Raw genomic sequence first — 21,719 nt, forward strand, 5'->3', positions numbered from 1 at the left:
ATGTACGAAGGGGTCGTCCAGAACCTGATCGACGAGTTGGGGATGCTTCCCGGCGTCGGTCCCAAGAGCGCGCAACGCATCGCGTTTCATCTGCTGGCCGCGGAGCCGGCCGACGTGAAACGGCTCGCGCACGCTCTGCTGGAGGTCAAGGAGAAGGTCCGTTTCTGCCGGGTCTGTGGCAACGTCGCCGCGGAGGAGGAGTGCCGGATCTGCCGTGACGCCAGGCGCGATCCCCACGTGATCTGCGTCGTCGAGGAGTCGAAGGACGTCGTGGCCATCGAGAAGACCCGCGAGTTCCGAGGCCGCTACCACGTGCTGGGCGGGGCGATCAGCCCGATCGACGGTGTCGGCCCCGACGACCTGCGCATCAGAGAGCTCATGACCCGCCTGGCGGACGGCCAGGTCACCGAGCTGATCCTCGCCACCGACCCCAACCTTGAGGGGGAGGCGACGGCGACCTATCTCGCCCGTCTGGTCAAGCCGATGGGACTGAAAGTGACACGACTGGCCAGCGGTCTGCCGGTAGGCGGTGACCTCGAGTACGCGGACGAGGTCACCTTGGGCCGCGCGTTCGAGGGAAGGAGGCTCCTTGATGTCTGATGACGCATGGAGTGCTCTCGCGGAGCGGATCGCGGAGCACGCGAAGAACTACATCGACGGCCTGACCCGCCTGGCGGGCGGCGAGGGCGGCGACGCCATCCTGCCCCTGCTGCTGGTGGAGGTCGCGCAGGTCAGCTCGGCCGGCGCGCAACTCGGCGCGAGTCAGGACGTGATCCTGTCCGGCAACTGGGAACCGCATCTGGGGGAGGACCCGGACGTCGACGCCGTCCGAACGGCTCTGGCCGAACGGCTGGGGCCGGTCGACGACTACGCCGAGGTCTTCGACCCCTACAAGGACACCGTGGTCACCCCGTACCGTCTCTCCGACGACCTGACGGCGGTGGCCGCCGACCTCCTGCACGGTCTGCGGCACCACAGTGCGGGTCGCCCGCTGGAGGCTCTCTGGTGGTGGCAGTACTCCTATTTCAACACCTGGGGAAACCACGCCGGAGCGGCGATGCGGGCACTTCAGGCCCTTGTCGCCCATACCCGGCTTGATGTCGCCGAGGAGCGCACAACCGTGTGATCGTCCACATACTGAGCCACATCAGAAGGTCCCAGCTAGGGCGCCAGTAGACTGTGAACTCCACAGCCCTAGATTGCTTCGGAGACATCTCGTGGCGCTCGTTGTTCAGAAGTATGGTGGTTCGTCCGTCGCCGACGCGTCCTGCATCAAGCGGGTCGCTCAGCGGATCGTCGCGACGAAAAAAGCCGGCAACGACGTCGTGGTGATCGTTTCCGCCATGGGTGACACGACGGACGAACTGCTCGACCTCGCCCAGCAGGTCTCGCCGCTCCCGCCTGGCCGGGAGCTTGACATGCTGCTCACCTCGGGCGAGCGCATCTCGATGGCGCTGCTGGCGATGGCGATCGCCAACCTCGGCCAGGAGGCGCGTTCGTTCACCGGCTCCCAGGCCGGTGTGATCACTGACTCCTCGCACGGCCGCGCGCGCATCATCGACGTGACGCCCGGCCGGATACGCGGGGCGCTCGACAACGGCCAGGTCGCGATCGTGGCCGGGTTCCAGGGCGTCTCCCAGGACACCAAGGACATCACCACGCTCGGCAGGGGCGGCTCGGACACCACGGCGGTCGCGCTCGCCGCCGCCTTGAACGCCGACGTGTGTGAGATCTACACCGACGTGGACGGCGTCTTCACCGCCGACCCCCGCATCGTCCCGACCGCCCGTAAGATTCCCAAGATCTCGTATGACGAGATGATGGAGATGGCGGCCTGCGGTGCGAAGATCCTGCACCTGCGCTGCGTTGAGTACGCTCGCCGTTTCGGCCTGCCGATCCACGTCAGAAGCTCGTTCAGCACCAAGGAAGGCACGTGGGTCGTATCCGACCCCGACAGCGAAGGAACAGAGATGGAGCAGCCGATCATCTCCGGCGTCGCGCACGACCGGAGCGAGGCCAAGATCACCGTTGTCGGGGTGCCCGACAAGGTCGGCGAGGCTGCGACGATCTTCAAAACACTCGCCGACGCCGAGGTCAACATCGACATGATCGTGCAGAACGTGTCGGCGGCGACGACCGGCCGGACCGACATCTCCTTCACGCTGCCCACGAGTGACGCCTCCGTGGCGCTCACCGCGCTGAAGAAGATCCAGGAGCGCATCGGCTTCGAGTCGCTGCTCTTCGACGACCAGATCGGCAAGGTCTCGCTGATCGGAGCGGGTATGCGCTCGCACCCCGGCGTCACCGCGACGTTCTTCGCCGCTCTCGCCGACGCGGGGGTGAACATCGAGATGATCTCCACTTCGGAGATCCGTATCTCGGTGATCGTCGGACAGGACGAGGTGGACACGGCGGTCAGCGCCGCGCACCGCGCGTTCGACCTCGACGCCGACCAGGTCGAAGCCGTTATCTATGGAGGTACCGGGCGATGAGCCGCAAGCCCACTCTTGCCCTGATCGGCGCGACCGGCGCCGTCGGCACCGTGATGCGCGACATCATCTCCGGCCGCGAGAACGTCTACGGAGACATCAAGCTCGTCGCGTCCGCCCGCTCGGCGGGCAAGGTCCTAAGGGTCCGCGGTGAGGACCTCGTCGTCCAGGAGCTGACTCCCGAGGTCTTCGACGGCGTCGACATCGCGATCTTCGACGTGCCGGACGAGGTCTCCGCGACGTGGGTGCCGATCGCCGCCGAGCGCGGTGCCGTCGTCATCGACAAGTCGGGCACCTTCCGGATGAACCCCGAGGTCCCGCTGGTCGTGCCGGAGGTCAACCCCGAGGCCGCGCGCGAGCGGCCGCTGGGAATCATCTCCACCCCCAACTGCACGACCCTGTCGATGATGGCCGCGATGGGTGTCCTCCACGAGGAGTACGGCCTGCGTGAGCTGGTGGTCGCCTCCTACCAGGCGGTCTCCGGCGCGGGTGTGGCGGGCTCGGCCCGCCTCTACGACGAGGTCGAGGCCCTGGCGGGTGACCGTACGGTCGGGCAGACCGCCGGTGACGTGCGCAAGGTCCTGCAGAACAAGCTCTCCGGCGCCGAGTCGCCCTTCCCGGCACCGGTGGCGTTCAACGTGGTGCCGTGGGCGGGCTCGCTCAAGGACGGCGGCTGGGCCTCCGAGGAGATCAAGCTCCGCAACGAGTCGCGGAAGATCCTTGGGATCCACGACCTGAAGGTCTCGGCGACCTGCGTCCGCGTCCCAGTGATCACCACCCACTCACTGGCCGTGCACGCGACCTTCGAGCGTGAGATCACCGTCGCCGACGCCCATCGGATTCTGGAGGCCGCTCCGACCGTGGTCGTCATGGACGACCCGGCCAACGGCGTCTTCCCGACCCCGGCGGACGTCGTCGGAACCGACCCCACCTACGTGGGCCGAATCCGTCAGGCGCTCGACTTCCCCAACACCCTCGACCTGTTCGTCTGTGGCGACAATCTCCGCAAGGGCGCTGCCCTGAACGCGGCGGAGATCGCCGAGCTGGTCGCGGCCGAATTCGGGTGACCTCCCCGGTCGTGCGGCGGCATCGGATGCCGCCGCACGACCCTCGCGGTTCCGCGGCACTGGTGTGAACGGCGAACACCGGAGGCGGCGGGATCTCGTGAGTCAGCGGAAGAGGATGTCCCAGTGGTCCGCCTCGCGGGCGAAGAGGGTGCCCGAGGTCGCCGATTCGCCGTACAGGGGGGCTCCGTCGCCTCGTATGCCCTGTGGCGGATAGTTCTTCGTGACGTAGCGGTTGATGCATGTGTTGGGCTTGATGTCCAGCTTGTAGCCCATGTAGTGGCTGTAGGGGCCCGGGGCATGGCCCACCTCGGTGCCGCCGGTGATGACCAGGGGACAACCGCTGCGGCGCTTCAGCTCGATCACGTCGGAGACGGTGGCGGCCCGGACCGCCTGCAGCGAGGTGCAGTGCCGTCCTTGGCGGTTCGCGCATTTACCCGAAGAACTCCAGGTCAGGCCCGCCGCCCGCAGGCGCTGTCTGGCGTCCGCCTGCGCCAGCCGCACCGGCTGGCGCTGCTTGGCCCGCTGCGCCTGAGGGGGGTGGGCCTCGGTCGCCTTCTCGGGGACGGAGGGCGCCTGCTCCGCGAAGGTTTCGGGGCGGGACCGCGGCTGGAAGGCCCGGCTCTCCCGGGGGCTCTGGGGGATCAGGAGGGCCGCCTGTTCCGATGGCGCGTCCGCGGCGGTGGTGTCCCACGTTCGCGCCGCGGTTTCGAGGATCGGGAGAGTCGCCTGTTCCGGTGGTGTGCCCGCCGGGGCGGCGGCCCGTGTTCGTCCCGTGGTCTCGGGGATCAGGGGGGCCGCCTGTTCGGGGGGTGTGCCCGCGGTGGCGATGTCCCTCACCCGGTGGACGGTCCGGCGGGTGAGCCCTGCGGTTTCCAGGGCGCCGGTGCCGTACGTCCCGAGGGGCGTGGACCGGCGTGCCTCCGCCGGGCCGGCCGTGATCGGCCGGCTCACGATCGTGACGGTGGCCGAGGCGCGTCCGCTCTCCGCGGTCGCACTGTCGTCCCGGGCCGACGCGATGAAAGACATCTGCAGAGCGAGCAGTGCTCCGGCGGTAAACCGGGCAGCCCGCTGTCTACAGGGACGTGTCCCCATTATGTATCCCTTGTCGCGGGAGCCCTTCCGCCAAATGGATCAATCCCACCCCCGAACCCGGATGATCCCTCCCGAAGAGTGAATTTTGCCCGGTAATGGGGATCATCGTGCGGCTCGATGACCTGCTGAGACAGCGGTCGCGCGGTGATCGGGTCGCTACCGCCGAAGGCGCACGGAGACGAGAGTCGTGTGGCGATGGTCGATATGAGTGGCGGGGGCAATGTGGCGCGCCTAGGGTCGTTGACTGGGGCTTCTCCCTGGTGACACGGGACGGATGATCTAGGGTTCGTCCAGTGGAGAGAGACCAGATGAGCCCGTTCTCCCAGCTCCAATCGATAGGTGACAGGTGCTCTATGGCCGAGCCGCCCCCGAGAAGCCGTGGATCAGACAGGACCCGTGAGGTCATCGTGGAGACGGCCCTGCGGCTTTTTCGCGAGCGAGGGTACGAGGCGACCACGATGCGGGCCATCGCCGCCGAGGCCGGGGTGTCGGTGGGCAACGCCTACTACTACTTCGCCTCGAAGGAGATCCTGGTCCAGGCCTATTACGACCGGGCCCAGGCCGAGCACGAGGCCGCGTGCGAGAAGCTGCTGGCCACCGAGCACCGGTTCGCCGCGCGGCTGGAGGGCGTGCTGCGGGAGTGGGTACGGGTCTCCGAGCCCTACCACGAGTTCGCGGTGAAGTTCTTCAAGCACGCGGCCGAGCCGAGCAACCCGCTCAACCCGTTCAGCGCCGAGTCCTCGCCCTCCAGGGACGCGTCGATCGGGATCTACCGGCGGGTCGTGGAGGGATCCTCCGACCGCATGGACGCCGAGTTGCGGGCCGAACTGCCCGAACTGCTCTGGCTGATGTCGATGGGCGTCGTCCTGTTCTGGGTGCACGACGACTCGGAGGGATGTCGACGGACATATCGGTTCATCGAGCTCACCGTGCCGCTGGTGGACCGGTTGGTGGGGCTCTCGCACCTGCCTGGCCTGCGCGGGGTCGCCCGTGACTTCATCGCGGGAGTCCATGAACTTCGCGAGTGAATACCGGCGGAACTCCAGGAATCATCGTGTCGATCTGATTACCCTGAGTGGTTGATTCGATGGCGGATTCAAGGGAGTCCCATGGGTTGGGTAGCCGTGCTGGTGGTGCTGTCCGTCGCGATCCCGCTGATCGCGTTCCGTGTGCTGAGGAGGAAGGGGCGGGATGACGACGGGCACGGTTCGTCGTCCATCGACTTCTCCGCCAACCTCGCCCTCGCCGTCTACCTGCTGGTGCTGGCCTACGCCGCGGTTCTGTGCCGGGACGGACTCTGGACGACGGAGACGGACGTCCAGGCCGAGGCCGAGAGCCTCACCGAGATGTACTGGTCGGTGGCGCCCATCCCCGAGGCGGCGCCCGTCAGGACCCAGATCCGTCAGTACACCGCGCAGAGCATCGACCTCGACTGGCCGCTCATGGCCGACAGCGAGATGTCCCCGCTCCCCGGGCAGACCCTCGCTGACATGCGGGCCTCGGTGCTCCGGCTCCGGCCGATCGGCGACGCGGGCAAGAACCTCCAGCAGGACGCGCTCGACCGGGTCTCCGAGATCTCCCACGCCCGAACCGTAAGGGGTGACGACGCGGGCACCGGCCTGGAGAGCATCTTCGTGGTCTCGATGATCATTTCCGGGCTGCTGGTGATCGCGCTGCCCTGGACGCTCAGGGTGCGGCCCACCTTCCCGTCGATCGTCGCCGATCTGGTCCGGGTGGGCGTGGTCGTCATCGGGGTGGGTTTCATCATCCTGATCAGCCACCCGTTCAGCGGGCCGGGCGCCGTCGGGCCTGACGCGTTCAAGGCCGCGCAGCGGCAGTACGACCAGATCGACGGCCAGTTTCCCGCCCAGCCGTAGCCCGGCGCGTCCGGATCGAAAAGCCCGCCGGTGGTTCCCCGGCGGGCTTCGCTGTCCGATCGGGGCCGTCCGCGCTATCCGCGGCCCCGCTGGTTGAGGGCGGCGACCGCGGTGACCGAGATCACGCCGGTGAACATCACCAGAAGGACGAGCCTGCGGTCGGTGCCCTTGCGCCGCTCGGCGTAGCGGTCCGGCACCAGGCGCTGCCGCAGGAGGGGAGGAGCGCTGGGGCGCGTCACCGGGGCGGGCCGCGTGGGGCGGGTCCGGGATGGTGCCGGCGTGACAGCGGCCTTGGGAATGTAGGCGGGTGGGAGGGGACGGGGTGGTGAGGGCGGGGCGGGCGTCGGCGACACCGGTTCGGGCTCGGGTGTCGGTTCGGGCTTGGGATCAGGTTTGGGTTCGGGAGTCGGCTCCGGTTCCGGCTTGACCGGAATTTCTGTCGGGTAGCCCGGTTTCTCCGGCGGTTTCTTCGGATGGTCCGGTTCGGGTTTCCCCTCGGAGGGAAACGCGACCGGGTCCCCGGGCTCCAGGCCCACCCGGGGAGGTGCTGTCGGGTAGTCGGGCTCGGCCTTCATCTCGGGTGGCGGCATGGCCGGATATCCCGGATATCCCGGATACACCGGCTCCCGGCTCGCCTGGGAGCCTGTGGCCGAGTGCTCCGTCCCGGGTTCCGGGTGCGTTGAACGGCCGGAGGCCGAGATCGGCTCTCTGACGTGCCGGACGACCTGCGGGGTGGGCGGGCCGGCACCGCCCGCCGTCGAGGTCGCCGAGAACGCCGAGAGCGAGGGCGCCACGGCCGGCGCGGGTGCCGCGATACAGGTCGTGAGGACCGCCGCGCCGAGCAGGCCCCGTCGTCTTTTCCTCCACCGATGCGTCGTCACGCAAAGTTTCTAACATCATGCGGAAAGTGATGGGAGGGTAAGCGGGGAGTCGACATAGATCATTGCATCCGAGGCATACCGTCTGGTTGGTACAGTCGGCCTATTGACGACCCCCCGGCCGGGTGCGGCAAGCTACATCAGAACATCGTTCTAGGCAAAGTCCCGGGACGGCGACCACTGACACGGAGGTGGCACGATGGCTACAGGCCCGCGCTGGGGTATGACGGTTCCCTTCTACGACCGCTCACTGGCCGGTTCCAAGGAGCTGATCGCCGAACTCCCCGGACTCGGCTACACCGACGCCTGGTCCGCCGAGGTCAACGGGGTCGACGGCTTCGTGCCCCTGGCGATGACCGCGGAATGGGCGCCGGAGATGCGGCTCGGCAGCGCGATCGTCCCGGTCTCCACCCGGGGGCCCGGCCTGCTCGCCATGTCCGCCGCGACGCTCGCCGGCCTGGCCCCCGAGCGCTTCGTCCTGGGCATCGGGGCCTCCTCCCCGGCCATCGTGGAGCGCTGGAACGCCGGAGCGTTCGTCAAGCCGTTCGCCAGGACCAGGGACACCCTGCGCTTCCTGCGCAAGGCCCTCGCGGGAGAGAAGGTCACCGAGCGGTACGAGACGTTCGAGATCAAGGGTTTCAAGCTGGAGCGCGCCCCCAAGATCCCGCCGAAGATCGTGCTCGCCGCGCTCCGTCCCCGCATGCTGCACCTGGCCGCCGACGAGGCCGACGGCGCGATCACCAACTGGCTCTCCCCGCAGGACGTGCTGAAGGTCAGGGCCGAGATCGGCGAGGAGACCGAACTGATCGCCCGGCTGTTCGTGTGCGTCAGCGAGGACGCGGAGAAGGCGCGCGAGCTCGGACGTTGGATGCTCGCCAGCTACCTGACAGTCCCGGTCTACGCGGCCTTCCACGACTGGCTGGGACGTGGGGAGACACTGCGGCCGATGCACGAGGCCTGGGCGGCCGGTGACCGGCAGGCGGCGCTCAAGGCCATTCCGGACGAGGTGGTGGACGACCTCATCGTGCACGGGGACGCCGCCACGTGCCGGGCCAGGATCCGGGAGTATGTGCGCAACGGCCTGAACACCCCGGTCCTCGCCCCCATCCCCGGCGGCGAGGTTCCGATCACGCAGGCCGTACGAGATCTGGCCCCCGCCGAGGAGTGACTCTTGCACGACCTGTTGGGTTTGGACGCGCTCGGACAGGCGCAGGCCGTATCGAAGGGAGAGGTCTCCCCGAGGGAACTCGCCGAGGCGGCGATCGCCCGGATAGAGGCGTGCGACGGCGCGATCAACGCGGTGGTGCACCGCAGGTTCGAGCGGGCGCTGGAGGAGGCGGGCAAGGTCGAGCTCGACGCCCCCTTCGCGGGGGTGCCGACGCTGCTGAAGGACCTGGGCTGGGGCATGGCCGGTGAGCCGTACCGCGCGGGATCGCGCACCCTCGACGGGATCTCGGCGGAGCGCGACGGCTACGCGGTGACCAAGCTGCGCCGGGCGGGGTTCACCATCCTGGGCCGGACCAACACCCCGGAGTTCGGCACCGCGATCACCACCGAGCCGGTGGCGTTCGGTCCGACCCGTAACCCGTACGACCTCCGCTACAGCAGCGGCGGGTCGAGCGGAGGGTCCGCGGCGGCGGTGGCGGCGGGCATGGTCGCGGTGGCCACGGCCAGCGACGGCGGCGGATCGATCCGGATACCGGCGAGCATGTGCGGGCTGGTCGGCCTGAAGCCCAGCAGGGGCAGGGTCAGCTCGGGGCCGTCGGCGGGCGAGCCCTGGGCGGGCTTCTCGGCCGCGGGCCTGCTCTGCCGTACGGTCAGGGACAGCGCGGCGACCCTCGACGTGGTCGCGGGGGCGATGCCGGGTGATCCGTACGGCGCGCCCCCCTGGCGGCGCCCGCTCGCCGAGGAGGTCGGAGCCGACCCCGGGCGGCTGCGGATCGGCTTCCTCACCGGACATCCGGGCGGGACCGTCCCGCCGGAGGCGGACCTGGTGACCGCGGTCACCGGGGCCGCCGGGCTGCTGGCGGCGCTGGGACACGACGTCGAGCCGGGAGGGCCGCCCGCGCTCGCCGAGGACGGCTTCGCCGCGCACTTCGGCACCGTCGTCGCCGCCCATGTGGCCGCCGACCTGGAGGACGTCGGGCGCTGGCGCGGCAGACCCGTGGAGCTGGACGAGCTGGAGACGCGCAACCGGATCCTGGGCGCGGCGGGTCGCGAGCTCGGTGCGGTCGGCTACCTGGCCTCGCGCGACTGGATCGACGGGTTCCGGCGGCGGATGGCCGCCTGGTGGAACTCACACGACCTGCTGCTCATGCCGTCCCTGGGAGTGGCGCCCTTCCGCCTCGGCGAGCTGCCCGCGGACGATGTGAGCCTCTCACGGGGCCTGACCAACCAGGCGGTGGCGTTCACCTCGCCGATCAACGCCACCGGGCAGCCCGCGATCTCCCTGCCGCTGCACCGCACCGCGGACGGTCTGCCGGTAGGCGTGCAACTGGTCGCCGCGGCGGGACGGGAGGACCTGCTCATCCGGGTGGCCGCCCAGATCGAGGAGGAGCGGCCCTTCCGGCACACGGCGATGCGCTGACCCGGTTTTTCGGGGAAGGACGGACGGGAGCGGCGGGGCATGATCGCCCCGGTCGCGGTCGGCGTTCGGGAACCGTATCGGAAAATCACGCGTTATATCGTGAAGTGGCGGGGTAGTACGCCACCAGGCGAACGTGCTTCCGAGAGGAATCCCCATGGCGAAGGCGGCGCGCGCGGCACAGGCGTGGAAGACGTACCGGAGTGTGTCGAAGCCGGGTTCGCCCGGTCTCGGCGCTCGCCTGCGCGCTCTCCCCAGGATGATCGGCGCGGTCATGCGCGGGCAGTACCCCGGTATGAGCAAGGGCAAGCTGGCCATGATGGGCCTTGGCGTGCTCTACATCATCTCGCCGGTCGACATCGTCCCCGACTTCCTGGTTCTCATCGGGGTGGCCGACGACTTCGGGGTCTTCCTGTGGCTGATGAGCTCCCTGCTCGGTGAGGGCGGACGCTACGTCGACTGGGAGCGTGACCGGGTCAGAGCTGTTCCATCCTGAGCCAGGCGCGAGACGGCAGCGGGTGGCCGAACAGGCGGGCGGCGTTGCCGTAGGCCACCCGGGCGATGTCGGCGGGCGGCAGGCTGCCCAGGTTCGTCGCGATGGCCTGCTGGGTGTCGGGCCAGGTGGAGTCGGAGTGGGGGTAGCCGCTCTCCAGCAGCACGTGCTCCAGCCCGACGGCGAGCCGCACCCCGGACAGGGCGTGGTCGTTGAGCGTGCCGAAGAAGAAGTTTCTGCGCAGGACCTCGCTGGGCTTCAGGCCGCCCTCCCAGGAGGCCTCGCCGGCCACCGGGTGGTCGAGCGCGTAGTCGGCCCGCTCGGCGAGCATCGGCAGCCAGCCCACGCCCCCCTCCACGATGAGGATCCGCAGCGCGGGGAAGCGCAGCGGGATGCCCGACCAGAGCCAGTCGGCACAGGCGAACATGGCGCTCGTCGGCATCAGCGTGGTGATCGCCTCGATCGGGGTGTCCGGTGAGGGGACGGGGGCCCAGGAACCGGCGCCGGCGTTCAGGCAGACGACCGTGCCCGTCTCCTCGCACGCCTGGAAGAACGGGTCCCAGTGGTCGCTGTGGATGGACGGCAGACGTAGCCGGGTGGGGAACTCGGGGAAGAGCACCGCCTTGAAGCCGCGCGCCGCGTTGTCGCGGATCTCCTTGGCGGCGATCTCGGGGTCGGTCAGCCAGGGCAGCTGCAGGGCGATGATCCGCTCCGGATAGGTGCCCGCCCAGACGTCCACGTGCCAGTCGTTCCACGCGCGCAGGATCGCCAGGCCGAGCTCCTGGTCGCGGGTCTTGGCGAAGACCATGCCCGACTGCCCGGCCAGCATGCCGGGGAAGCAGAGCGCGGCCCAGACGCCGGCGCGGTCCATGTCCTCGATCCGGGCCTCGATGTCGTGGCAGCCGGGGCGCATGTGCTCGAACCGCACCGGGTCGAGCGTCCACTGCTCGCGGGGCAGACCGGCGCCCACGTCGAGCCCGGCGCAGGGGTAGGTGGCACCGCCGTAGCGCCAGACCTGGTGACCCGAATCGGTCTCGACCACCTTTGGAGCCAGTTCGGTGTACTTCTCCGGCAGCCGGTCGTCGAACATGTCGGGCGGCTCGATCAGGTGGTCGTCGGCTGAAATGATCACATAGTCCCGCCGCCTGGGCTCGGGGTCGGGGAGCAGCGGCGTAGTCACACGGTCAACCGTATGACGCTGGAATAACACTGTTCAAGCCGCAAGGTCTCCGGTTGGTATCTCTGTCTCCCCGGACGTCTCTTACAGGCACCCTACGGGGCCACCGGCTAGCCTGTCCGGCGGTGGATCTCGCGTGACGGGGGCAGAGATGCGAGTGGTGGTTCCGGCACGGGGCGACATACCGCACGTCGTGCGTCTGGCGCTGCTGTTCGTGCTCGCGATCTCCACGGTGGTCGTCCATTTCAACCAGGCGCCACCCCTGCGGCCCGCCGCGGAGCTCATCTCGGACCTGCGGGCCGGCGGGGTGACCAAGGTCGTCTACGACCGCAACTGGCCCGCCTACGGCACGCTGACGTGGTCGCACGGGCCGCTCTCCTGGAACCAGGCCCGCTTCGACCAGCCCGACGACGTCTGGGACCCGGAGACCACCCGGCTGGTTCCCGAGGCCCTTGAGCGGCGCCAGGGGGCCTTCCTGACCCAGGTACGCGCCGCGGCCGACCCCGGCGTGGAGATCGTGCGCACCGAGGGCTTCGGCGGCCCGATCGGCGGCTCGGTGGGCTCGCCCGCCTACGGGCGCTGGTGGGCACCCTTCGGCCCGGTGGCGGTGGCGGCGGAGGTGCTGGCCTGGCTGCTCATGCTGACCCGGCCGAACCCCCGCTACGCCAGCCGCTGGGCGTGGTTCTGGATGTTCCTCACCGGCGGCTCGCTGCTCTACGTCCTGCTGGAGCCCCGTCCACTATGGCGCGGACCGTACGAGGTGCTGCCCGCACCGGCCAGAATCGACGGCACGCGGGGGTTCGCGATCGCGGTGGCGCTCCTTTTCGGCATGGCCATGGTCAACGCATGACCATGAGGTAGTAATGGGGCATGGTTCCCGAAGGGGGTCGAAGTCCGTCGTGGCCGGCGGATCCTCGGGCCGACCGTCCGGACGGCGCTCCCGCTCGCCCCGATCTCAGGTGCCGGCCCGCTCCGCCGACGCGGTCTGTTCCGCCGGTGCGGGCCGCCCGGGACCGTCCGGGAGTTCGTCGGGTTCGCCGGACTCCGGACCGCCGGTCGCGGCCGCAGCCCTGAGGTCGGCGGCCTCCCTGCGGATCAGCAGCACCCAGCCGCCGATCGCGACCCCGATGAACAGCCACCACTGCACGCCGTACGCCAGGTTGAGCCCGCCTCCCCCGCCGACGTCCGGCGCCGGGACGGGGTCCGGCGCGGCGGCGGCCGCGGGTGACTGCTCGGTCAACTCGACGTACCCGCCGAGAAGCCGGTACGGCAGGCGGCTGCCGATCGCCTCGGTGTTGATCAGCAGGACCTGGCCCGTGGGCAGGCCCGCTCGGTCCCGGATGCCCGAGGTCTCCTCGGTCTCGGTGGGCCGTAGCCTGCCGGTGACAGTTACCTCACCTGAGGACGGGGCGGGGACCTCGGGGAGGGCGTCGGCCGTGGCACCGGCCTTGACCCAGCCCCGGTTCACCAGCACGCCGGTGCCCTTCGGGGAGATCAACGGGGTCAGCACGTAGAAGCCGACCACCTTGTTCTGGATGCGGCGCCTGACCAGGAGCTGGGCGTCCGCGTCGTACCTGCCGCGGACCGTGACGGGGCGGTATTTGTCCTGCACGGAGACGGTGCCGCCGGGCGAGGTCAGCTCTTCTACGGCGACGGGGGTGGCGGCGAGGTTGCGCGTGATCTGGTCGCTGCTGGTGGATCTTTCCGTGAAACGCCCGAACTGCCACTGGCCCAGCAGCACGAAAGCGGGGATGACCAGCAACACCACCACGTGCAGAGCCAGCCATCGGGGAGTCAGCAGAAACCGGTACACGCTCTCAAGAGTAGGCATCGGGAGCGTCGCCCCGTCCTCCGAGTGCGCTTTTGGGAGTGGCGGAGGGTGCCCGCGGGCGTAGTAAGGTGCCCGGAACCGCGCGATCGTCGGATGTCATGGAAAATTCCATGGACACTCTGGACATCGCATATGTTCGGCTGAAATATCCCCCGGGACGTTCCACCACCCTCGGAGCCTGCTCCTGATGACTGTGCTCATGCCCGCTCCCACGGCTCCGATCGCACTCCCCCGTCTCGGCGCTCTGCTGCGGCATGCCGCCCCCAGGGTGTTCGAGAGCATGATGCTTCCCGTTCTCGTCTTCTACGTCGCACTGATCTTCACCAACTCGCACGTCGCGCTCGCGGTGGCGGCGCTCTGGGTCTACGGCGGGGTCGCCTGGCGGCTGGTCAGGCGGAGCGAGGCACCCGGCACGCTCATGCTGGCGGCGGGCACGATCACGGTCAGGGTGGTGCTGACCGTGGCGACGGGCAACCCCATCGTGTTCTTCCTCCAGCCCTGCCTCGGGGTGTTCTGCGTGAGCATGGGCTTCCTGCTCACCGCGCCGTTGCGGCGGCCGTTGATCCGGCGGGTGGTGGCCGATCTCGTGCCGTTGCCCGACCAGGTGACCGAGCATCCGCGGATGCGCCGGTTCTTCGTGTCGCAGTCGGTGCTGTGGGGGTGCGCGCAACTGCTGAACGCGGCGCTGAGCCTGTGGCTGCTGCTCAGCCAGACTCTGGAGACCTACCTTCTGGTGCGCACCTCGGCGGTGGCGGTGCTGCTCGGCGGTGTGGCACTGATCTCGGTGCTCAGCCTCCGGCACTGCCTGCGGGGCCTGGAGACGCGAGGGCCGGAGGGCTGAGGCGCATGCCGGGCCCGGGAAGCGCGGTGACCTCTCTCGGGCCGGACACCTCGTGCCCCTCGGTGCAGCGGAAGTGCTGCTCGATCGGAGCGCCGCAGCCGCGGTGGGTGAGAAGTGTCGGCGGCCCCTCGTGGTCGCTGAGATACCTGTCGCCCCACTGCATCAGGGCCACCAGGGTCGGATAGAGGTCGAGGCCCATCTGGGTCAGCCGGTATTCGTCGCGCTGCCGCTGCCCGGGTTCGCGGTAGGGCACCTTGCGCAGCAGTCCCTCCTCCACGAGACGGGCCAGCCTGGCGCTGAGCACCTGCCTGGGGGCTCCCGTGGCGGCCTGCATGTCGGCGAAACGCCGTACCCCGCTGAACGCCTCGCGCAGCACCAGGAACGTCCACTTCTCGCCGACGACGCCGAGGGCGCGCTCGATGGAACAGTTCTCCAGCCGCAGGGGCAGGTTGCCGGGAGCCGCCTCACTCATGTGCGAATCGTAAGTCGCCATGACGCCACCTCCAACGCTCGCCTAAGTCTACTTGACATACTTAGCTCTCTCGCGAGAATCTGAGTCCATGATGCGAACTCAGCTTGTGCCGCCGTGCCCGGCCCCGGCGTCACCCGTGCCCATGGACGCCGTGCCGGGGGAGGCCATCGAGATCCGGCCCGCGCGGCCGGATGACGAGGAGCGGGTCCGTCGCTTCCTCGGGGGGCTGTCGTCCCGGACGCGGACACGGCGGTTCTTCAGCGGGGTGAGCCGTCCCGGCGCGGGCTTCGTCAGGGCGCTCCTCGCGGTGGACGAACGGTGCGACGCGCTCCTCGCGGTCCACGAGGGCCTCGTCGTCGGGCACGCGATGAGCCACCGGAGAGAGGGGGAGGCGGTCGACATCGAGATCGCCGTGGTGGTGGGCGACGAGTGGCAGGGAGTGGGGCTCGGCTCCCGGCTCGTCCGCACGCTGATGCGCCGCGCGGCGGCCCGGGGAGCCGGGACGGTGGGGATGGACGTGCTCGGAGACAACCGCACGGTACTGGCGATGATCCGCAAGATGTGGCCCGAGGCGACCATGCGCGCCTCCTGCGGCGCGGTGGAGGTGACCGCGAGAATCCTGCGCTGAGGGGGCCCCGCGCCGGGGCGCGGGCGTGTGGGGGGCCTCGGGGGTGGTGGCGCGGTATCGCGATCAAGGCGGTAGGATCAGCGTGGCCCAAGTCGTTTCCCGCACAGTTTGCGGAATAAGGTTCTGGTGCCTCACCATTGGAATCGTGAAGACTGCCAAGAACGGACGCGACGGCCGCACCAGGATCGTCGAGGGCGCCCTACGACGATTCAGCCAAGATGGTGTCTCGGCCACCACGCTGGCCAGCCTCCGCGAGGAGAGCGGCGTCAGCGTCGGCAGCTTCTATCACCATTTCGCCAGCAAGGAACATGTCTTCGGCGTCCTGTACGCCGAGACCCTGCGCATGTACCAGGACGCGTTCCTCGCCGAACTCCATCGCCACGAAGGGGCGCGGGAGGGCATCGAGGCCATCGTCGCGCTGCACATGTCCTGGTGTGGCGAGCATCGCGAGCGCGCCCACCTGCTGATCAGTGAGCGGCCGCCCAGGCGCGAGGAGCCGGGTGGCACCGAGGTGTCGGAGTCGCGCAGGGCGTTCTTCAGAACGGTCTCCGACTGGTGGCGCCCGCACATGAAGAACGGGCTGCTCCAGCCCGTCCACCCGACGATGTGCTACGTGCTCTGGCTCGGACCGGCCAACGAGATGTGCCGCCTGTGGTTCGCCGGGGCGCACCAGCCCACCTCCGAGGAGATCGGCGGCCTCTGCGAGGCGGCCTGGCAGAGCCTGCGGCAGCCGGGTTCCTGACCGCCGTCACCGTTCCCGCCCGGCCGGAGCGGGCTCAGCGGGTGCCCGCCAACTGGCGCATCCGCGTCGACACCCGCCAGACGTCCTCGTCGAGCGAGATGTCCAGTCGCAGGTCCTGGCGCCGACGCCGCAGGCCGGGCACGCGCACCCGGTCGGAGACGTCGAACCTGCCGCGCCTGGCGTAGCCGAACCCCAGCTCTCCGGGGAGGACTCGCAACTCATCCTGATTGCCACATCGCGGACAGGTCCAGGCGACCAGATCCTTGCCTCGGCAGTAATCGTGGCAGGCGCGAAAATACTCATCAGGGCGAAAACGGGACTCGCAGGCGAAGCAGGGGATCAGCATCACGGATCCTTTGAAACGGATGGCGCAGTTACCAAGAAGTACCGCCTCCCGGTTGAAGCCCGCTTGCAGAATGCTTACCCCGGTGTGTAACAGTCTCATCACTCGGGGCAGTCGGACGTGCCCGGTGCGAGGATTGCCCGGTGAACGATCTGCTGGACCGGCTCAGAGAGCTTCTGCTCGACACCGGCTACACCATCGACGGCGTCCGCGAGCGACTCGGGGACGTCGCCGCCACCGCGCTCTCTCGCGAGGAGACGGTGCCCGCCCTGCGCGCCACCGGCCAGGGTGACCCGCTCGGCACCCTGATCCGGCTGTGGTGGCTCGGCGCCCCCGTGGAGGTGCGAGGGGCACCGGCGGGGCTTCCGCTGGAGGAACTGGCCGCCGCGGGATTGGTGACCGTCGAGGGCGGGCGGGTCGCCTCCACGGTTCACCTGCAGCCCTGGGAGACCGGTGGTTACCTGGTCTCCGACCGCAAGGTCAGGCCGGGCGACCCCGCCCTGCGCCCGGACCACGTCGTCGGCGCGGGGGGAGCCTCGGCGAACCTCGCCCAGCTGGCCTCACGTCGCCCGGTCGGGCGTGCTCTGGATCTCGGTACCGGGTGCGGGGTCCAGGTGCTCCATCTGAACGGCCGCGCCGAGGAGATCACGGCCACCGACGTCAACCCGCGCGCGCTGGAGCTGGCCCGGTTGAGCTGGGCGCTGTCCGGGATCACCGGGGTCGAGGCGCGGAGGGGTTCCATGTTCGATCCCGTCGAGGGCGAGCGCTTCGACCTGGTCGTCTCCAACCCGCCGTTCGTGATCTCCCCGGCCGGCCGGTTCACCTACCGGGAGTCGGGCTTGTCCGCCGACGACTTCTGCCGCGACCTCGTACGGCGGGCGCCGGGCCACCTCGCACCCGGCGGCACCTGCCACCTGCTGGCCAACTGGCTGCACGTCGACGGCGAGGACTGGCGTGACCGGGTGGGCGGCTGGCTCGCCGGGACCGGCTGTGACGGCTGGGCGGTCCAGCGCGACGTGCAGGATCCCGCCGAGTACGTCGAGCTGTGGCTGAGGGACGCCGCCGAGCAGGGCACCCCGCGCTACCGCGAGCTCTACGACGACTGGCTCGGCTGGTTCGAGTCCGAGAACGTCACCGGGATCGGCTTCGGCTGGATCACACTGCACGACTCAGGGAGTCTTGACCCGGTCGTGCGGGTGGAGGAGTACGGGCTGCCGGTGGAGTTGCCGGTCGGCGGATACGTGGACGAGGTGCTCGGCGCGATCACCACGGCACACCGGCTGACCGACGCCCAGCTGCTGGGCGCCAGACTGGCGGTCGCCGAGGGGGTGCTGGAGGAGCGGACCGGACCGCCAGGCGCCGAGGACCCGGCGCGGATCGTGCTGCGGCAGACCGGGGGACTGCGCCGCAGCACGCGGGTCGGGACCGTGGAGGCCGCCCTCGCGGGGGTCTGCGACGGCGACTATCCACTGGCCCCGCTGCTCGACGCGATCGCGGAACTCATCGGCGAGGACCCCGACGACCTGCGGGCCAAGGCTCCTGCCGTGCTCCGCCCGCTGATTGCCGAGGGGTTTTTCCACATATCCACAGGGTGATTATCCACAGGCTGTGGATATCGCCGCTATCGCCTGTCAATCGAATGTCAAACCCGGCGGGGGAAGCTCTGGGCGTGGGCACGGATCCGGGGGGTGAAGGGTCCGTGCAAAGTCCGGCCGGTCGCCACAGTGAGGCGGCCGGCCCGCGGGTGACGTACCGGATGACCGGGCCCCCTACACGTCTCCCGGGGCCAGGCGGCCGGCCGGGCTGCCACGTCCATTCCGGACCGCGGACCGACTTCGAGGGGTATGCCAGTGATCAACCACATCTGGATGACGCGACTTGACGATGATCTTTATGATGATCTTGGATCAACTGTCGACCTGGTCGCGCTCCAGCAGAAGGCGCAGATCCTCGGCCTCGGGCGCCCCGAGCCTGCTGAACAGGTCGTGGGCGCGTTCGAGGCAGTCGCGACCGCGGCCGGTGCTGCCGAGGCCGTTGAGCGCCTTGCCTAGCACCCACAGAGCCTGCGCCTCACCGTACGGGTGGCTGATCTCCCGGCTCACGGTAAGCGCCTGCTCCGCGTGACGGGTCGCGTCCGTGAAGCGGCCCGCGTGGATGAAGGTCTCGGCCAGCCGGGAACAGACCCGCTGCTCCCAGACCCGCTGCCTGCTGGCCCGGAAGAAGGCGAGGCACTCGGCATGGTGGTGGACCGCCTCGTTCAACCGGCCGACCCGCGACAGGATCATCCCCAGGTGGTAGCGGGCCCTGGCGGTGCCGGCGCTGGAGCCCATCTCGATGAACAGGGCCAGCCCCTGCTCGGCGGCGGCGATCGCCTCCTGCGGCTGCTCCAGGAACAGGTGGTCACGGGCGGAGTAGCTGAGCGTCAGCGCCTCCCCGCCCCGCGCTCCGACCTCCCTGAACGCCTCGCGCGCCGAGCTGAACCAGGCCAGGGCCTCCACGTGGTGGCGCCGGCGCCCGGCCACGACGGCCAACGCGTTCAGCACCTCGCCGACAACGATGCGGTCGCCCCCGGCCGACAGCTCCAGGGAGGCGCGGAACTCCTCCTCGGCCTCGGCCAGCCGGTTGGTGCCGAACAGCACACGGCCCAGCACGTAGCGGCAGCGCAGCTCGCTGGAGACGGCACCGAGCCGTCGCGCCACGGCCAGCATCTCCCGCGTCCGGCTCTCGAATTCGCGGCCGTGGCTCCCCGACTCCAGCAGCGGCTCCATGGCGAGCAGCAGGTCGGCCCCCGGCAGCAGTGCCTCGGCCCGGTTCGCGCGGGCCACCTGGGCGATCGACGCGAACAGCGACTCCGCCTCCACCGACAGCCAGGCCACAGCCTCGTCGGCGGAGACGAAGGCGTGACCGGTACCGGTGACCCCCAGCTGGTCGGCGATCGTGCTGCCCTCGTAGGCGAGGCGGTGCGCCGAGCGCGCGGACGCCAGGTAGAAGTCGAGCAGCCGGGCCAGCGCCGCCGCGCCCTCCCCGCCGATGGCCACACTCAGCCCGGACCCGCGCCGCTCTTCGCCGTCCTGACCGCCGTCTCCCTCCGCCGTGCTCTCGGCCCGTTCCGCGATCCGGCGGGCGAAGAGCTTGAGCAGATCGTGGAAGCGGTAACGGCCGGGGGCCGGAGCCTCAAGCAGGCTGGCGTCCACCAGGGACTCCAGGACGTCCTCAGTGTCCATCGCCTCCAGCGCGAGCAGCCCGGAGGCGGCCCCGATCGAGATGTCCGGGCCACCGGGCAGGGAGAGCAGCCGGAACGCGCGGGCCTGAGCCGGACTGAGCTGGCCGTACCCGAGAGCGAAGGTCGCCTCCACCGCGAGGTCTCCCACGCGCATCTCGTCCAGACGGCGGCGCTCGTCGGCCAGCCGGGGAACCAGGGAGGCGACGGTCCAGGACGGCCGGGCGGCCAGGCGCGCCGCCACGATTCGCACCGCGAGCGGCAGGAAACCGCAGGCGGCGACCACGTCCATGGCGGCGGCGCGTTCCGCCTCCACCCTCTCGGTGCCCGCGACGGTGCCGAACAGCGCGAGGGCCTCCTCCGGCTCCATGACGTCCAGGTCGATCAGCCGGGCCGAGGCCAGGTCGGCGAGTTTGCCGCGACTGGTCACGATCGCCGCGCACCCTGCCGAACCGGGGAGCAGCTGGCTCACCTGCGCGGCGTCGCGGGCGTTGTCCAGCAGCACGAGCATCCGCCGGTCGGCCAGGAGCGACCGGAACAGCGCGGAACGCTCGGCCAGGCCGTCGGGGATGGCGTCGGCGGGCAGGCCGAGCCCGCGCAGGAACGCGGCCAGTACGGACTCGGGCGCGGTCGGCTCCACGCCGTACCCGCGCAGGTCGGCGTAGAGCTGGCCATCGGGGAACAGATCGTGCATGGCATGGGCGACGTGCACCGCCAGAGCCGTCTTGCCCACGCCGCCGATGCCGGAGATGGCCGCCACGGGCACGCCCTCGGAGCCCTCCTGGGCCGACAGCAGCGTGCGCAGCCGCGCGATGATCTGACGGCGCCCGGTGAAGTCGTTCACGGCGGCGGGAAGCTGCGCGGGGCGCGGCAGCTCCGGGACCACCGGTGTTCCCCGCCTCCCCGACGTTCTCATCGGCTCCGGCTCCGGGCTCCGGTCCGGGGCGCCCGGTGCGGCCTCGGCGGGCGCGAGCCGTGCGGGGCGGCCGGCGAGCGCGAGGGCCGGGTCGTCGGTGAGGATGCGCTGGTGCATGCTCGTCAGGTCGGGGCCGGGCTCGATGCCCAGTTCCTCGATCAGCGTGGCGCGGGTGTCGGCGAAGGCGGCGAGTGCCTCCGCCCTGCGCCCGCAGCGGTAGTAGGCCAGCATCAGCTGGGCGCGGAGTCGCTCGCGCAGCGGATGGTCGGCGGTCAGCGCGATCAGCTCGGACAGCACGTCGGCGTGCCTGCCTAGCTCCAGGTCCAGGTCCATCAGGACTTCCAGCACGCTCATCCGGCGCTCGGTGAGCCGGTCGCGCTGGTGTTCGGCATAGGGGCCGACGGCTCCGGCCAGCGGCTCGCCGGTGCACAGCGCCAGGCTCGCACGCAGGCTCTCCGCGGCTTTCGCCAGCTCGCCCGCGCGGCGCGCGACCTCGGCCTCGGCGATGCCACGCTCGAAGAGAACCAGGTCAAGGACGACCCCGTTCAGCCGTAGCGCGTACCCCCTGCCGACGGAGGTGAGCAGTTCGGGGCGGGTGCGCGGGGACCTGCCCGGCTCCAGCACCGCGCGCAGCCGGGAGACGTAGGTGCGCAGGGCGCCGAGCGCGCGGGGCGGGGCGTCGTCCCCCCAGATCGCGTCGATCATCTCGGTCGGCGTCACCGCCCGGTTCTCCCTCAGTAGGAGCATCGCCAGGATGGAACGTTGCAGTGGGGTGCCCAGGTCGAGCTCGGATCCGTCACGCCAGGCCTGGACAGGACCGAGTACGGCGAACCGTAATCCGTCTCCGCTGCCCTGAACAGCCATTTCTTGAATCTCCGCCCGATGGGAAGTTTTATGGCCAAATGATAGATCCTCCCCTGCTGACTCAGTAAGTAGAGGGTTGTCCGTTCGCCGAGCCGTTGATCACACGTTAATCGGCTGTTGAGTCATGTCCACAATGCTGTGGCTGTCGGGCATGGCCCCATACGGGGGCGGCCATGCCCGACATGTCGGTGGATTGCAGGTATGA

General features: G+C 69.9%; 21 protein-coding genes. 14 read left to right on the forward strand and 7 right to left on the reverse strand.

Annotated elements, in window-relative coordinates; translation table 11 throughout:
• From recR to AB0J58_RS21120, 4 genes are all read left to right on the forward strand, one after another.
• A complete protein-coding gene (gene recR, locus AB0J58_RS21105) occupies nt 1-600 on the forward strand; it encodes a recombination mediator RecR (protein ID WP_030919803.1) in 600 nt (199 codons plus the stop codon).
• Nucleotides 593-1,126 carry a DUF5063 domain-containing protein gene (locus AB0J58_RS21110; RefSeq protein ID WP_030919805.1) on the forward strand — a complete coding sequence of 178 codons (534 nt, stop codon included), beginning with the start codon at nt 593-595 and terminating at the stop codon, nt 1,124-1,126. The genes recR and AB0J58_RS21110 overlap by 8 nt, the downstream gene beginning before the upstream one ends.
• Before the next feature lie 91 nt (nt 1,127-1,217).
• Nucleotides 1,218-2,492: an aspartate kinase gene (locus tag AB0J58_RS21115; RefSeq protein WP_355547632.1), complete on the forward strand. Its 1,275-nt coding sequence runs from the start codon at nt 1,218-1,220 to the stop codon at nt 2,490-2,492.
• A complete protein-coding gene (locus AB0J58_RS21120) occupies nt 2,489-3,556 on the forward strand; it encodes an aspartate-semialdehyde dehydrogenase (RefSeq protein ID WP_364217955.1) in 1,068 nt (355 codons plus the stop codon). Before AB0J58_RS21115 ends, AB0J58_RS21120 begins: the two co-directional genes overlap by 4 nt.
• A 102-nt stretch (nt 3,557-3,658) precedes the next feature.
• Here the strand turns inward: AB0J58_RS21120 and AB0J58_RS21125 are convergent, their stop codons facing one another.
• A complete protein-coding gene (locus AB0J58_RS21125) occupies nt 3,659-4,582 on the reverse strand; it encodes a hypothetical protein (protein WP_364217957.1) in 924 nt (307 codons plus the stop codon).
• A gap of 473 nt (nt 4,583-5,055) precedes the next feature.
• Between AB0J58_RS21125 and AB0J58_RS21130 the strand changes: the two genes are divergently transcribed.
• Both AB0J58_RS21130 and AB0J58_RS21135 read left to right on the forward strand, forming a co-directional pair.
• A complete protein-coding gene (locus AB0J58_RS21130) occupies nt 5,056-5,676 on the forward strand; it encodes a TetR family transcriptional regulator (RefSeq protein WP_343971696.1) in 621 nt (206 codons plus the stop codon).
• A gap of 81 nt (nt 5,677-5,757) precedes the next feature.
• Nucleotides 5,758-6,525 (forward strand): hypothetical protein, encoded by a 768-nt coding sequence (locus AB0J58_RS21135; protein WP_364217959.1) that lies wholly within the window; start codon nt 5,758-5,760, stop codon nt 6,523-6,525.
• Between the two features lie 74 nt (nt 6,526-6,599).
• Here the strand turns inward: AB0J58_RS21135 and AB0J58_RS21140 are convergent, their stop codons facing one another.
• Complete coding sequence (locus tag AB0J58_RS21140; RefSeq protein WP_364217961.1) at nt 6,600-6,764, reverse strand: hypothetical protein; 165 nt, start codon at nt 6,762-6,764, stop codon at nt 6,600-6,602.
• 838 nt (nt 6,765-7,602) lie between these two features.
• Here AB0J58_RS21140 and AB0J58_RS21145 point away from each other — a divergent pair.
• The 3 genes from AB0J58_RS21145 to AB0J58_RS21155 all read left to right on the forward strand — a co-directional run bounded on the left by AB0J58_RS21145 (nt 7,603) and on the right by AB0J58_RS21155 (nt 10,483).
• Complete coding sequence (locus tag AB0J58_RS21145) at nt 7,603-8,571, forward strand: LLM class F420-dependent oxidoreductase (protein ID WP_364217963.1); 969 nt, start codon at nt 7,603-7,605, stop codon at nt 8,569-8,571.
• 3 nt (nt 8,572-8,574) lie between these two features.
• Nucleotides 8,575-9,990: an amidase gene (locus tag AB0J58_RS21150; RefSeq protein ID WP_364217965.1), complete on the forward strand. Its 1,416-nt coding sequence runs from the start codon at nt 8,575-8,577 to the stop codon at nt 9,988-9,990.
• Nucleotides 9,991-10,144: 154 nt separating this feature from the next.
• Nucleotides 10,145-10,483 (forward strand): YkvA family protein, encoded by a 339-nt coding sequence (locus tag AB0J58_RS21155; protein ID WP_343971680.1) that lies wholly within the window; start codon nt 10,145-10,147, stop codon nt 10,481-10,483.
• Here AB0J58_RS21155 and AB0J58_RS21160 read toward each other — a convergent pair.
• Entirely contained in the window at nt 10,464-11,660 is a 1,197-nt protein-coding gene (locus AB0J58_RS21160; RefSeq protein ID WP_364217967.1) for an amidohydrolase family protein, read from the reverse strand. The genes AB0J58_RS21155 and AB0J58_RS21160 overlap by 20 nt on opposite strands.
• A 148-nt stretch (nt 11,661-11,808) precedes the next feature.
• On the opposite strand from AB0J58_RS21160, the gene AB0J58_RS21165 reads away from it, so the two are divergent.
• Entirely contained in the window at nt 11,809-12,507 is a 699-nt protein-coding gene (locus AB0J58_RS21165) for a hypothetical protein (protein ID WP_364217969.1), read from the forward strand.
• A gap of 105 nt (nt 12,508-12,612) precedes the next feature.
• On the opposite strand, the gene AB0J58_RS21170 is transcribed toward AB0J58_RS21165, so the two are convergent.
• On the reverse strand, nt 12,613-13,470 hold the full coding sequence (locus tag AB0J58_RS21170) for an SURF1 family protein (protein ID WP_364217971.1): 858 nt from the start codon (nt 13,468-13,470) through the stop codon (nt 12,613-12,615).
• 205 nt (nt 13,471-13,675) lie between these two features.
• On the opposite strand from AB0J58_RS21170, the gene AB0J58_RS21175 reads away from it, so the two are divergent.
• Nucleotides 13,676-14,329, forward strand: a complete 654-nt coding sequence (locus AB0J58_RS21175) for a VC0807 family protein (protein WP_343971670.1) — start codon at nt 13,676-13,678, stop codon at nt 14,327-14,329.
• Here AB0J58_RS21175 and AB0J58_RS21180 read toward each other — a convergent pair.
• Nucleotides 14,277-14,801 carry a helix-turn-helix domain-containing protein gene (locus tag AB0J58_RS21180; RefSeq protein ID WP_364217972.1) on the reverse strand — a complete coding sequence of 175 codons (525 nt, stop codon included), beginning with the start codon at nt 14,799-14,801 and terminating at the stop codon, nt 14,277-14,279. The two genes, AB0J58_RS21175 and AB0J58_RS21180, sit on opposite strands and share 53 nt — an antisense overlap.
• A gap of 142 nt (nt 14,802-14,943) precedes the next feature.
• On the opposite strand from AB0J58_RS21180, the gene AB0J58_RS21185 reads away from it, so the two are divergent.
• Both AB0J58_RS21185 and AB0J58_RS21190 read left to right on the forward strand, forming a co-directional pair.
• Entirely contained in the window at nt 14,944-15,429 is a 486-nt protein-coding gene (locus AB0J58_RS21185) for a GNAT family N-acetyltransferase (RefSeq protein WP_364217974.1), read from the forward strand.
• Between the two features lie 145 nt (nt 15,430-15,574).
• On the forward strand, nt 15,575-16,171 hold the full coding sequence (locus AB0J58_RS21190) for a TetR/AcrR family transcriptional regulator (protein ID WP_343971662.1): 597 nt from the start codon (nt 15,575-15,577) through the stop codon (nt 16,169-16,171).
• Nucleotides 16,172-16,205: 34 nt separating this feature from the next.
• Here the strand turns inward: AB0J58_RS21190 and AB0J58_RS21195 are convergent, their stop codons facing one another.
• Nucleotides 16,206-16,388 carry a hypothetical protein gene (locus AB0J58_RS21195; protein ID WP_343971659.1) on the reverse strand — a complete coding sequence of 61 codons (183 nt, stop codon included), beginning with the start codon at nt 16,386-16,388 and terminating at the stop codon, nt 16,206-16,208.
• A gap of 269 nt (nt 16,389-16,657) precedes the next feature.
• Between AB0J58_RS21195 and AB0J58_RS21200 the strand changes: the two genes are divergently transcribed.
• A complete protein-coding gene (locus AB0J58_RS21200) occupies nt 16,658-18,109 on the forward strand; it encodes a methyltransferase (RefSeq protein ID WP_364217976.1) in 1,452 nt (483 codons plus the stop codon).
• A gap of 312 nt (nt 18,110-18,421) precedes the next feature.
• Here the strand turns inward: AB0J58_RS21200 and AB0J58_RS21205 are convergent, their stop codons facing one another.
• Nucleotides 18,422-21,514 (reverse strand): BTAD domain-containing putative transcriptional regulator, encoded by a 3,093-nt coding sequence (locus AB0J58_RS21205; RefSeq protein ID WP_364217978.1) that lies wholly within the window; start codon nt 21,512-21,514, stop codon nt 18,422-18,424.
• Between the last annotated feature and the right edge of the window lie 205 nt (nt 21,515-21,719).

Origin of the sequence: Streptosporangium sp. NPDC049644 (genome assembly GCF_040675205.1) — a bacterium.
In the GTDB taxonomy this organism is placed as follows: domain Bacteria; phylum Actinomycetota; class Actinomycetes; order Streptosporangiales; family Streptosporangiaceae; genus Streptosporangium; species Streptosporangium fukuiense.